General features: G+C 57.0%; 13 protein-coding genes. 5 read left to right on the forward strand and 8 right to left on the reverse strand.

Annotated features, from left to right (window positions below; genetic code table 11):
- Positions 1–29 precede the first annotated feature (29 nt).
- Positions 30–677 (forward strand): VOC family protein, encoded by a 648-nt coding sequence (locus QMK51_RS17930; RefSeq protein WP_320391107.1) that lies wholly within the window; start codon positions 30–32, stop codon positions 675–677.
- 103 nt (positions 678–780) lie between these two features.
- Here the strand turns inward: QMK51_RS17930 and QMK51_RS17935 are convergent, their stop codons facing one another.
- On the reverse strand, positions 781–1,110 hold the full coding sequence (locus QMK51_RS17935; protein WP_258696501.1) for a DHCW motif cupin fold protein: 330 nt from the start codon (positions 1,108–1,110) through the stop codon (positions 781–783).
- Positions 1,111–1,215: 105 nt separating this feature from the next.
- Positions 1,216–1,590 (reverse strand): tautomerase family protein, encoded by a 375-nt coding sequence (locus QMK51_RS17940; RefSeq protein WP_320391108.1) that lies wholly within the window; start codon positions 1,588–1,590, stop codon positions 1,216–1,218.
- Positions 1,591–1,698: 108 nt separating this feature from the next.
- On the opposite strand from QMK51_RS17940, the gene QMK51_RS17945 reads away from it, so the two are divergent.
- From QMK51_RS17945 to QMK51_RS17955, 3 genes are all read left to right on the forward strand, one after another.
- Complete coding sequence (locus tag QMK51_RS17945; RefSeq protein WP_320391109.1) at positions 1,699–2,610, forward strand: LysR substrate-binding domain-containing protein; 912 nt, start codon at positions 1,699–1,701, stop codon at positions 2,608–2,610.
- Positions 2,611–2,784: 174 nt separating this feature from the next.
- Positions 2,785–3,042, forward strand: coding sequence for a hypothetical protein (locus tag QMK51_RS17950; protein ID WP_320391110.1), 258 nt, complete (start codon positions 2,785–2,787; stop codon positions 3,040–3,042).
- A gap of 355 nt (positions 3,043–3,397) precedes the next feature.
- Positions 3,398–4,687: a hypothetical protein gene (locus QMK51_RS17955; protein WP_320391111.1), complete on the forward strand. Its 1,290-nt coding sequence runs from the start codon at positions 3,398–3,400 to the stop codon at positions 4,685–4,687.
- Between the two features lie 292 nt (positions 4,688–4,979).
- On the opposite strand, the gene QMK51_RS17960 is transcribed toward QMK51_RS17955, so the two are convergent.
- From QMK51_RS17960 to QMK51_RS17975, 4 genes are all read right to left on the reverse strand, one after another.
- Positions 4,980–6,575, reverse strand: a complete 1,596-nt coding sequence (locus QMK51_RS17960) for a DHA2 family efflux MFS transporter permease subunit (protein ID WP_320391112.1) — start codon at positions 6,573–6,575, stop codon at positions 4,980–4,982.
- Positions 6,572–7,669 carry an HlyD family secretion protein gene (locus QMK51_RS17965; protein WP_320391113.1) on the reverse strand — a complete coding sequence of 366 codons (1,098 nt, stop codon included), beginning with the start codon at positions 7,667–7,669 and terminating at the stop codon, positions 6,572–6,574. Before QMK51_RS17965 ends, QMK51_RS17960 begins: the two co-directional genes overlap by 4 nt.
- 97 nt (positions 7,670–7,766) lie before the next feature.
- Complete coding sequence (locus QMK51_RS17970) at positions 7,767–8,180, reverse strand: cupin domain-containing protein (protein WP_258696508.1); 414 nt, start codon at positions 8,178–8,180, stop codon at positions 7,767–7,769.
- 94 nt (positions 8,181–8,274) lie between these two features.
- Entirely contained in the window at positions 8,275–9,036 is a 762-nt protein-coding gene (locus tag QMK51_RS17975; RefSeq protein ID WP_320391114.1) for an SDR family oxidoreductase, read from the reverse strand.
- Positions 9,037–9,291: 255 nt separating this feature from the next.
- Here QMK51_RS17975 and QMK51_RS17980 point away from each other — a divergent pair, with 255 nt between their 5' ends.
- On the forward strand, positions 9,292–10,881 hold the full coding sequence (locus QMK51_RS17980) for a winged helix-turn-helix domain-containing tetratricopeptide repeat protein (protein WP_320391115.1): 1,590 nt from the start codon (positions 9,292–9,294) through the stop codon (positions 10,879–10,881).
- A gap of 63 nt (positions 10,882–10,944) precedes the next feature.
- On the opposite strand, the gene QMK51_RS17985 is transcribed toward QMK51_RS17980, so the two are convergent.
- On the reverse strand, positions 10,945–11,934 hold the full coding sequence (locus tag QMK51_RS17985) for an alpha/beta hydrolase (RefSeq protein ID WP_258696511.1): 990 nt from the start codon (positions 11,932–11,934) through the stop codon (positions 10,945–10,947).
- Between the two features lie 115 nt (positions 11,935–12,049).
- A complete protein-coding gene (locus tag QMK51_RS17990) occupies positions 12,050–12,619 on the reverse strand; it encodes a DJ-1/PfpI family protein (protein WP_320391116.1) in 570 nt (189 codons plus the stop codon).
- Between the last annotated feature and the right edge of the window lie 145 nt (positions 12,620–12,764).

Below are 12,764 nucleotides of genomic sequence, written 5' to 3' on the forward strand. Positions count from 1 at the left end.
GATGAACGTCTCATGAAGGAGCTGCGCGCATGAAAAGCACTATCGATCACCTTGTTATCGTGGTGCCGGACCTCGATACCGGCTGCGCGTTCGTCACAGAGGTGCTGGGTGTCGACCTTCAACCGGGCGGCGCCCATCCACGCATGGGCACCCACAACAGGCTGCTTCGCCTTGGCCCCCAGCTCTACCTGGAAGTGATTGCCGTGGACCCATCAGCCAAACGCCCGGACCGACCTCGCTGGTTCGGCCTTGATCAACTTGCTCCCAACTCGCCGGCACGCCTGACGACATGGGTTGCACGGACCGATGATATCCACACTATTAGTGATTCCTGCCACGACATAGTCGGGGATGTCGAACCTATGACACGAGGAACATTGTCCTGGCAAATAACGATACCGAAGGACGGAAGCCTTCCCCTGGCAGGATCAGCCCCCACCATCATTCAATGGGGACATGGGGCTCATCCCGCGAGCGCACTCCAGGATAAAGGCTGTTCTCTGCTGGCATTGGACGTCTTCCATACGGATCCGGAAAGAGTCAAAGCTATTCTGACGGCCATAAACTTTTCTGGTCCGGTTTGTCTTCATGCGCTCAACGATGCTTTGACACCCCATCTGCTCGCGCATATTCAAACGCCAAATGGCTTAAAAACATTGACGATTTCGAGAGCGTGAGTCGCACTCAAGTTCATAGACCGCCATTCGATTTAAACGACCGACGATTTAATCCTGCCTGATGATGCCTGCGTTCTTTTCCAGCGGACGTAAAACCGACACATCAATCCACAATGAACAACTTCGCACCGGTGGTGGTGAACGACCGGTGCCCCTCGGCATTGTTGCCCACCTGATAGCTCATTCCGGCCGTCAGCGTGAACTGGCGGCCATCTTCCAGTTCTGTGTGTAACTCGCCTTCCAGGCACAACAGGATATGCCCTCTCCAGCACCAGTGATCGGCCATATATCCGGGACTGTATTCAACCATCCGCACACGCGTCGAACCAAACTGGCAGGTCCGCCAATAGGCCGTGCCCGTCTGGCCGGCGTGCTCGACAGATTCGATCTTCGACCAATCGGTAGTCCCAAAGGGGATGGCGGTAAGATCCATTGTTGCCTCATCAACAGAGAGTGAATACGGACCCTATCAATCGGGCCATGCTGCCGATAGACACAGATGGCCCGCATTTACGGAATACAGCGTTAAGAGCAAAAACTAGTTGCCCCGTCCGCCACCAAACGACCACTCATCTGCCGCGGTCGTGGTAATCACCACCATGACATCCTCAGAATCGATGCCCGGTGCTCGGCTGAGTCTCTCGACCAGGTTGCGATAGAAACGCTGTTTCGTTTCGATGTCTCGAGGGCGACCGGCCGTAATCGCGATCAGCACAAAGTCATGGCTGCGCGGACCGCCCAGGTAGCCTGGATCAAATATCAGTTCGCCCGCTTCATGTTGGTGAATGACCTGAAACCGGTCGGCCATCGGCACTTCGAAGCTTTCTACCAACGCATCGTGCAGCCCTTGCGAGAGGGCCTGTAAATACTCGGCAGACTTTCCCCGGTGCAGTGATATACGTGCAAATGGCATAAGGGCCTACTCCTGAAAAACCAACTGACGGGGGAAAACTATCAAGTCGCGATCATTCCTAATATCAGATTTAATAGCACCCACAGTCCTGAATAAGTGGATGATTCAATGCGCCATCCGACCTTCGATCTTGATGTGCTGCGTACTTTCGTGACCGGTGTGGAATTCAACAGCTTTGCCAAAGCGGCAGATCGGCTCAATCGCTCGACCTCTGCCGTGAGCGCACAACTCAAGAAGCTTGAAGAACAGGTAGGCACTCCGGTGCTGTGCAAATCCGGTCGAGGGCTGGTGTTGACGCCGATGGGTGAATCCCTGCTCAGTCATGCGCGTCGGCTACTTGAACTGAACGACAGCATTTTCCAGACATTGCACGAAAGTCAGACCGCCACCACGGTACGCCTCGGGCTTCAGGAAGACTTTGGCGAGCACTTTCTCAGCGACATTCTGCGACGCTACGTCAAGATGTACCCGATGGTGAGCCTCGAAGTCAGGATCGCGCGCAATACCGAACTGCTCGCATTGATCGACAGCGGTGGCCTGGACCTGGCCCTGTCTTGGGACACAGGACACAAGTCCCCCTATGCCACGCGCCTGGGTGAAACACAGATGCACTGGATCGGGCCTCGTGACAGGTCATCGCTCAACGGCTCTGACGATTCCCCCCTGCCATTGATCCTGTTCGACGCCCCTTGCGTGTTGCGCAGTGCGGCCACCCAGGCACTGGATGAGGCGCGGATTCCCTGGCGAATCGCGCTGACCAGCCCCAGCGTTGGTGGCATCTGGGCGGCCGTTGCGGCCGGTTTGGGCCTCACAGTGCGAACCCGCATTGGATTGCCAGGGCATCTTGCCGTTATTACCGGTCTACCCACGTTGCCGACCCTCGGCTATGTGCTTTATCGAGGAACAGAACACTTGGCGCCTGCCACCCGACAATTGGCTGCGTTGATACAAACGAGCCTGGAAGAGCAGGCGTTCAATATCACTGGAGGCGCCTGCGAGCCCTCGGGCGACTGCCCCTGAACACCCCCTGAAATCCCCCCCTGAGCTGCCGAGGGCTGCGATCTTTTGTAACCGTTCGATCACTACCGTATTGTCTATCCGATCGGCATAGTCTTCGTGTCTATGGAGCGGCTGTAGACTAATGGGCTGACCCGACTACCGCGAGTCGAAGGAAATATAGTTTTGGAAGGTCATATGAAAATTGTTAAAGGGGCATTATTCATCATCCTTATTGTTGCCTTGGCCGTCGGAGCGTTTAATTTGATATTCGTGGCAGTGTCTGGCTACTTTGGGCCGTTCTACGAAGGTGATGCGGACCAAAGTCGAAACTTTGCAATTTGGCTTTTTGGTAATGTGGGGGTCGGATTGCTTTCGGTTGTCATAGGCATTGTTTTGTATCGGCAATATCTGCGCAGAGCACGTATTAGAACGACACGCGAACACCACACGTAGGAGCTGCCGAAGGCTGCGATTTTTTGATCTTAAAAACACAAAAGCCCCGCCCCACTTAAATGGGACGGGGCTTTTTACTACGTATCGCAATAAAACAACGCCCTCACCGACTCCTGCGGATCAACCTGACCCAACAGAGTATTGACGTCAAAAAACAGAAGTCGCGCGATTACAGCCAAGGGGTTGGGTGCGAAATATAGGCCTATGATTTATATGAACTTTTAAAAAAAGTGGGAATGGGCAGCGCAGACTTATCTAGAGACCTCTATTATTTCGTTATCGCCGAAATCGGTCTAATCACTGTTATGTGCCAGCGACAAAGCAAGCCCCTATTCAACAATCATAGGAGAGTAACATGTCGATAAAAAAAAGAACTGCCTTACTCGTGCTGGCTTTTAGCTTTTTTGGAATTACAAGTTGCACCAACACAAGAAATTACTCAGAAATATCAAGCGAAAGAAACAAGAGCATTGTTCCTGACATTGACTATTACGACCTTGCATACAATGTAGATACTATTGTGCTTCCTGCAGAAATAAAAACCAAAGAAAATGTAGATACAGACAATAACCTCTTAGGCGAATTACAAATTTCAAACTGGGGAAATGCTATAAAGAATGCGACCCAGAAAGAAATCCATAACAGTGCTCGCTTTATCGAATTTGGAAACTACAGTGGCCGCGTTGAAATAAGCACAGAAATATCTTCAGCATCTATAAGTAACGCCCGGGACGGCATTCGATCGAAGTGCAATGTTGTTTACACATATAAAGATTTAGCGTCAGGAAAAATGTTCTCCAAGCATGAGAGCGCCATTGAAGTAATGGCACCACCCCCTACCATACCAAAATCCAGCAATAGCTTTGCTTACAGCCTTGATCAACTTACGTATGCTATTGCTCGTGAGGCGATTATTGGCCTCATTCGGTTATCGCCTATTGCGGATATTCAGCTAACACAGAAGCAAGTGAAGTTTTATAATTCAAATATCAAAAGAAAATCCAACCAAATCATTAGCTATGTTCCGATTGACAATCTTATTAACAAGAACAAGAAAGAACTAAACACTGCTTTTTCAACAGCTAAGAAAATGCAAAAGAATAGTAATAAATTGGCGAAGAAAAACAAATCAAACGTTAGAGCCGACACCGCCTCTGCTCCCGCCACCCCCCCTCTGAAATCTAACACAGCTAGTGATACACCTACCGCAAACACCGGTACATCGAGTGAACCCCCTGCCAGCCAGAACTCAAACCAGGCGGCGACTGAAACTAAAACAGACGATCGCAGCTCAAGAGACATTGCTAGTTCATCGGAGCGCTTGAAGGATGGCACCGTTAAAAACGACGAGCCACGTTATGACGACAGTGGATATATAGCCACCCCGGAAAACCATCAACCTCAAATTGATGTATCGGCAGAGCAGGAAAGAGCAATGGATGAATGCTTGAAGGAGGAAAAAGCAAAGTCACAGGGAGCGACTGGCAATGCAGCTTTACGTACCGGATATACGACCACGCCGGGACTCTATCAACCGACAGTGCAAGAAAGAGCAATGGATGAATGTTTGAAGAAGGAGAAATCAAAGTTACAGAGAGCGACTGGCAATGCCGCTTCACACACCGGACATACAGCCGCGCCGTGACGTTATCAATCTCAAAACAAGGTAGAGGCAGAGCAAGAAAGAGCAATGGATGAATGGACGGAAGAGCAATAAAATAAACTCCGCAGCCAACTCAAGAGTCCGCAACCAATTCCCAGGCTGTGTCGGGAGTTCATACCGTTTGGCCATCGTGGGCTCCTGGCCTGCAGAGCTGCTTGAGATCGTTACGCCCAATGCAATCATGCTACCGCACCAGAACGACGAACGACTCGGGCCGGCCCCGACTTCGCTGTGCCCCCGAATCTCCAGGCGATGTCCGACGGGCCGGGCTGCCTCACGCTACAGATCGCGAAGCGCGCACTTTCTCGTATCGCGAGAATCCGACCTTGATGCCGACCAGCACGGGAGCGGCGATTACAAAAAGCAGGGCCACGGCGATGAACGCTGTGTCGAAGGCAATCACCGTGGACTGACTTGTCACTAGCCGGCCCAGAAGGCTCGTCGCTGCCCGGCCAGCGGCCGCTGCGTCCATTCCTTTCGCGGCCAGCATGGCTGTCGTGGTCGTCATCCGTTCGATGACCGCGGCCCCTCCTGGGGTGACGTTGGCGCCGAGGACCACGGTATTGGTGACGACGTTATGGTCGATCAGTGTCTGGAGCCCTGCGACCCCAATAAGGCCACCTAGCTGGCGACCCGTATTGAAAAGGCCTATTCCGCACGCGAGGTTTCGGCTATTGAGGTGGCTGAAAGCAATCAGCGTGATCGATAGAAACAGGAAGCCAAGCCCCAGGCCGCGCAACAGAATGGCTGCCATCATGTCGTCGGCGCCGCTTTCGCTGGTCGAACCGGACAGCATCCACATCGCCACCATAATCATGAGGATTCCAAAGGGCACGGTGGCGAACGGCGCAACGCGGCGGGCCTGCATGAGCCAGGCAGATATGAGCAGCGCGCCGATAAAAAACGCGCAACTGGGCAACAGCAGCTGACCGGCATCGGTAGGCGTGAACCCGAGGACCGACAGGGCGAACGCCGGAATCAGGAACGCGCTGCCGAACAAGGCGGCGCCGGCGACAAAACTGACGATAAAGGCGAAGCAAAAATCGCTCGATTTGAACAGAGTGAAGTCGAGCATCCCCTGTCCTTTGGCCAACACTTGTTGGCCGAAAAAAGCCAGCAAAGCAGCTGCACCGATCACGGTTAGCCACAGGATGCGAGGCTCCTCGAACCAGTCCCATCGGCTGCCCTGGCTAAGAATGTAGGTGAAACAGAACAGGCTGGTAGAGATCAGCGAGAAGCCGATCCAGTCAAACGGACGGTGCCGGACCTTGGCGGGCACTGGGCCGTCTGCGATCAACACAAGTCCGGCAGCCGTCAAGGCAATCGGGACAACGCTGAAGAAGATCCATGTCCAGGATTGGCTATCGATCAACCACCCTTGAAGAGCCGGGGCGAACGTCGCCGGCGCGACAACGGAGCCCATGGCAAACAGGGCCTGGAGGATTGGCTGATGAGACCGCGGATAAGCGCGAAATATCATCGCCTGGCCCCCGACCAGCAGCGTGCCGCCGGCGAAGCCCTGAATAACCCGAAGTGCAACCAGCAGATCCAGCCGAGCGGTGATGGCGGCAATGCCGCACGCCAGGCCCATGACCAGGGTTGAGCTGATCATCACATGACGCGGATTAAAACGCTTCAGCAGCCAAGGGGCGGTCATGAACCCGATCAGCTTGAGCGCGATGTAGCCGATATCCAACCAGGCAAACTCATCAGGCGTGGCATAGGTGTCGCCGATGATGTCGCTGCGTCCGAGCGACAGAACGGTGCTGGCGATCGCTTCCGTCAGCGTGGCGAGCACGATGCCCGCCATGAGCAGGACACCGGTCGTAGCGCCGGCATTGCTCCGTGTGGCGCTGGCAACCGTGTTCATGAGCCGCCCCCTTGCGCCACCTCGACCCGCGCGGACAGGCCAGGCACGATGCGGCCCGGCAACGGGTTGTGGGCCAGCCGGATCTTTACCGGAACCCGTTGCACGACACGCACAAAGTTCCCTGTTGCATTGTCGGTGGGCAGCAAGCTGAACGCCGACCCACTCCCCGGCGCAAAGCTGTCGACCACGCCTTCAAGTGTCCTGTTGGGGTAGCCGTCGACCGTGATGCGCGCGCGCTGACCGGGCCGGATATTCTCGAGCTGGGTTTCCTTGAAATTCGCCACGACCCACACATCATTGACCGGCACGATATCGAGCAAGGCGCCGCCCGGCGTAACGAACCGGCCGACGCGGACCTGACGGTTACCGATAACGCCATCAACAGGCGCGTGTACCACGGTGCTGTCGAGATCGATCTGGGCGAGATCGCGCGAGGCCTGTGCCTGCGCCACAGCAGCAACGGCAGCTTCTCGCTGGGCCACAAGGACGGCGATGCGCTGTTGTTGAGCCTCGACCGTTGCGGAAGCTGCCGAGACCGTCGCTTCGGCTCTGGAGCGTGCCGTGCCGGTTTCATCGACGAGGGCCTGGCTGACTGCGTTGCTGACGATAAGCTTGCGGCTGCGATCATCGGTCTTGGTCGCCAGATTCATCTGCGCGGCGGCCGAGCGGCGCTGGGCTTCGGCCTGTCGAATCAGGGCACGCTGAAGCTGGGTTTCGGCATCGACATGGGTCAGGCGAGCCTCGGCAGCGCTGACATTGGCCACTGCCTGCGCAAGCCGTGCGCGATAGTCCCGATCGTCAATCCGGAACAGCACGTCACCCGCCCGGACGCTCTGGTTGTCCTCCACTTCTACCGCTGTGACATAGCCAGAAACCTTGGCGGCGAGCGAGGTGAGGTCGCCGCGCACATAAGCGTTATCGGTGGAGGTCACACCGCTCGAAAACGCCACGACCCATCCGCCAGCCAAGACCACCACGGCACCGATGCACAGCAGGATGCCGATCATCTTTCTCTTGCTTTGCCGCGCCACCACGACAGGGATCTCGACGCTTGCGCCGGTGGCAATGGCGGCCTTGTCCTGAAGCGCGTTCATGTTCTCATTTCCTGTTCAATGCCTGGGACTACAGCAGCCACGGGCGGTAGTTGGCCTGCCGCCGGGCTGTCGAGCATTCATGAGCGCGTTGATCGGCTCACTTTTTAATAGGCGTAACGAGCACCTTTTCGTCGGTGTCGAGGACAAACACGGCCAACAGGCGTGCGGGTTTCGTGTCGCTGGCGTTGGCGCTGACTTCGTGCACGGAGCCCGGCTCCTCTACGAAGTTTTCGCCGACGTTGTAGATCTTTTCCGGCTGGCCTTTGACTTTGATGCGAAACGAGCCCTCCAGGACCGTGGCATAAATGAAGGCCGTTTTCGGATGCGTGTGGGCCGGCGACGCGGCGCCCGGCCCGTACTCGACCACCACGCCCTTCATGCTCTTGCCAGGGATGTTGGGAATTGGGCGATCGAATACGACCGTCACCTTGCCTGCGGGCGGCTCGGCGGCCGACGCTGCGCTGATCGACAGCACGGCAAAGGCGGCGGCCAAGAGATATCGGGTAAACATGGCAATGCTCCTTGGTGTGTAGGTGTTGTGAGCGCGCGGCCCGTGACCAGGCCGACGCTTTCCTGATGTGTCTTGGGATGTGTCTTGGGTAACCTCAGCGCCCGGCCTGGGCCGTCGACCGACCGAGCCAGTCCTCGAAGCGGATTGCACCCAGGCGTGGGTTCTTGCCGGGCGTCAGCGATTGATCGTCGAGCATCGAACCGAAGTAGCGCGCGTGCACATCCGGCACGACCTTGCGCGTGTCCTGAGTGGCCCGCAGGAAACGCCTGACCAGTTCGTCGAGTGGCATGGCCTCGGGCCCGGCGACTTCGACCGTGCCATTGACCGGCGCGGCCAACGTGACATCGGTAAGCGCCGCCGCCACGTCGTCGGACGCCATCGGCTGGATCAGCGCTGGCGACAGGCAAATCTCCTCGCCGGCGGTGGCCGCCTGCGCAATGCCGCCGACAAACTCGAAGAACTGTGTGGCACGCAGGATGGTGTAAGGAATGCCGGACGCCTTGATGAGGTTTTCCTGCGCGACCTTGGCCCGGAAATAGCCATTCTCGGGCAGCCGTTCACTGCCGACGATCGACAGGGCAACGTGATGGCGAACCCCAGCGGCCGCCTCGGCAGCCAGCAGGTTACGGCTCGACGTTTCGAAGAAATCGAGAACGGCCTGGTCTTCCCACGAAGGCGCGTTTGCCACGTCGACGACGATATCAGTGCCATCCATCGCCTGGGCCAGGCCCTCGCGGGTGATGCTGTTCACGCCCGTGCTGGGGGCGGCTGCGAGCACGTCATGGCCGCGCTCGCGGAGGTTATTCACAAGTTTCGATCCGATGAGGCCGGTGCCTCCAATGACGACGATCTTCATGGTTTCTCTCCGCTTCTGGACGGCAATCATTGCCGTCGATGTAGATCGAGAGTGCCAGCGCGTGTCAGGGAAGTCCTTGTACCGGCCTTGGGTTTGCCTTGAGGGAAGCTTGGTTTTTCGTCCAAAGAAACCGTGTGCGACGGGCATCCCTTTTGGACGGTGCAGCGGGTTACACGCTGTCGTATTATTCGATACCACTTACCAAAAGCCAGCTCGGACACGGAGTCGGGGGCGCTCGACCAGGGGATTCTCACCTTGCCATTCGTGTTTGAAGACTACGTGCTCGATCAGCAGCGCCGGGAACTGACCTTGCGCGGGCAAGTCGTGACTGTTGGGCCGCAGGTCTTCGATCTATTGCTGCAACTCGTCAGCAACCGCGATCGCGTCATGAGCAAGGACGACCTGCTCAAGGCCGTGTGGAGCGGCCGGATCGTCTCGGAATCGACGATCACCAGCCACATCAATGCGGTGCGCAAGGCCATCGGCGATACCGGCGAGGAGCAACGCCTGGTGCGCACGGTCGCCCGTAAGGGCTACCGTTTCGTCGGCGAGATCAAGGTGGATGAGGACGGGGAAACGCGACAGCCTGACATCGCAGAACCCACGCCCGTGGACCTGAAGCAAACGCCTCAGCCCCCCCTCGTCCTGCCGGACATACCCTCCATTACCGTCCTGCCTTTCCACAACCTGAGCGGCGATCCAGAGCAGGAATATTTCGCCGACGGCATGGTCGAGGACATCATCACCGCCCTGTCGCGTATCCGCTGGCTATTCGTCATCGCACACAATTCAAGCTTCACCTACAAGGGTCGGGACGTGGACGTCCAGGGCGTCGGCCAGACACTCGGCGTGCGCTACGTGCTGGAAGGTAGCGTGCGCAAGTCCGGGAACAAGGTGCGCATCACCGGGCAACTGATCGACGCGACGACCGGGATGCATATCTGGGCGGAGCGCTTCGAAGGCATGCTCCACGACATCTTCGAGCTGCAGGATCAAATCGCCGAAAGTGTCGTCGGCGCCATAGCGCCGCAACTGGAACGGGCGGAAATCGAGCGCGCCAAGCGCAAACCGACGGAAAGCCTGGACGCTTACGACTATTACCTGCGTGGAATGCCGAAACTGCACAACGGCACCCGCGACGCCATCGAGGAAGCGCTGCCGTTGTTCTACAAAGCCATCGAGCTCGATCCGGAGTTCGCATCGGCCTACGGCATGGCAGCCTGGTGCCACTTCTGGCGCAAGCTAAATGGCTGGATGACCGATCGGCCTCGAGAAATCGCCGAGGGCGCACGACTTGCGCGTTTGGCGGTAGAGCTCGGCCGGGATGATGCGGTGGCGCTGACCCGAGGCGGACATGCACTTGCCCATCTCGCCGGCGATGTCGATGGCGGCATTGCCCTGCTCGACCGGGCACGCCTGCTCAACCCCAACCTCGCCCCCGCCTGGTTCCTGGGCGGTATCCTGCGCGCACTGCGCGGCGAAACAGACGCCGCCATCGAGCATCTGACCCATGCCGTTCGCTTGAGTCCGCTGGATCCGGAAATGTTCAGGATGCAGGTCGGAATGGCGCTCGCACACTTCGTCGCCGGGCGCTTCGATGCCGCTGCTGCCTGGGCGGAAAAAGCGCTGGGTAACCTGCCCTGCCTCCTGGCATCGGTTGCCCTGATCGCGGCCAGTCATGCACTCAGCGGACGCATGGACAAAGCGAAGCAGGCGATGCAGCGTTTGCATGAGCTGGATCCGTCCTTGCGCGTTTCTAACCTGAAGGACTGGTTGCCAATCCAGCGTCCTGAGGATCTTGCGCGGTTTGCTGATGGACTGCGGCTGGCCGGGTTGCCTGAGTGACTCGCGTGACCGTAAGAGCTGCCGAAGGCTGGCTGTCGAAAACAGTCATCCGCTACATCATTTTCAGTGAATCAATGCGTCGATTCGAGCCGTGATCCATTCACGGCTGTACGCAAGCACGCTAGCGGCAATCGCGGTCGGAAAGTGAATAAACCCGTGGGGAGAAGACGGTAACAAGTGCATCTCAACAGGTGCCGATTTCAGCCACCGATCGGCTATTTCGAGCGTGTCGTCTCTCAGGGGATCCAACTCACCGGCAAACATGAGCGCAGGCGGGAAATCCGTAAAGTCGCCGTACAGTGGTGACAAAGGTGGCTGCCGGCGTTCCTGGTCATTCAAGCCCGGCGTCAGCATGCGAAGCGCCTCAACCATGCCAGGACCGTCCAACAGCAGCGTTTCAGGGGGCGCTGCGCGGACGCTCGCCGTTCCCGCCAAATCGTAGACGCCGTAATACAACAGCGCACCGCTCACCCGTTGAAGCAAGCCGGGCCATTGTTTCAGCGCCAGCAATGTTGCCGCAGCAAGATGAGCCCCTGCCGATTCACCCACGACGATAACGGGCAGATCAGCAAACTCTCTACAGTCGTCATTCAGTAGCCAGCGAGCGGCGCAAAGGCAGTCCTCCATCAGGCCTTCAACCGGAGTCGATACGGCAAGCCGGTAATCGACGGAGACGACCGTGACGTTGCACGTATTTACCATGGCAACGTTAAAGTCATCATTCATCTGCGCATTTCCGATTACCCATCCGCCCCCATGAAAATCAAGCACAACGCCCTTCGCCTTACCTCTCGGCCTAATGATGCGTACAGGCACTGGAACGCCGCCCAGACTAATCACCTTTCTTTCAGCCTTAAGCCCATGCTTGAGCAATTTACCCGCGCCGCCCATTTGACTGGCGCGCAGCAGCGCCTGGATCACACGGGGCGTGATGCGATTGCGAATTCGAAAGCGCGGTAACCAGGCGAGCTTTTTGTTGAAGTTGCGCACTTGCACCCAATCTCGCTCGCTAGCAGGCCAAGGCGCTTTAGTACCTCCTTCGGAGTTCATCATCAGTGGTTCCATCCAAATCATGTGTATCAGTAAACATGCAGGCAACAGGTGGGTGGATTCTAGCGATCGCATCTTGGCCAGAAACGGACACTCGAACACATGTAGGGCGAAGCGGTTACCCGTGTTCCGCTGCCAACAATGACCTGAACTGCGAAACGATCTCTGAAGATAGTCCGGCAGCTTCGAACACTGCGCAGGTAAAGCTAATGGGTGCAGGGCCTGGAGCAGTTATGATGCGGTCTGCAATCACAGCTACTGAACTGTTTCGATAAAGCGTGCGCCCTTCATAACCTACGACATTCTGTTGTAAGAAGTCAGCGCTGTTCGAGGTATGAGCAACCGTGTCGAGAAGCCCGGCCCTCGCAAGTGCCAGCGTTCCCCCACAGATACCGGCAATTGTCGCTCCACTTGAACGACTAGCATGAAGAAAGTCTCGAATATCCGGTGCTTCTGCACGTTCCCAGACCATTCCACCGATGACGGCAACAACGTCCGGCTTCCAGTCCAGGCATTGTTGCAAGTTGCTATCCACAGTTACAGCCAGCCCCCCCTGCGAGCGGAACTGCCCCGTACCAGAGGCGAAAAATCTGACGTCGATCCCGTAAAACGGGGACCCAGTTCCAGCAATGAAAGCATATTCCCAGTCCGCAAAACCGGGTGTCAGTATCAAACCCACGCGTGCCATTAGTCAGAATCCTCCATGAAAACGACCAACATAAAGCGATAACAAATAGATCTCAACGGCTGCTTCGGGTCGTCTTCTGCCGCTCATTACCAGGGAGGCGTGTTGGACAATGGGATGATGACCTGAAGGCAGAACGCGGCTCCGA

This window comes from Pseudomonas sp. P9_31, assembly GCF_034008235.1.
In the GTDB taxonomy this organism is placed as follows: Bacteria; Pseudomonadota; Gammaproteobacteria; order Pseudomonadales; family Pseudomonadaceae; genus Aquipseudomonas.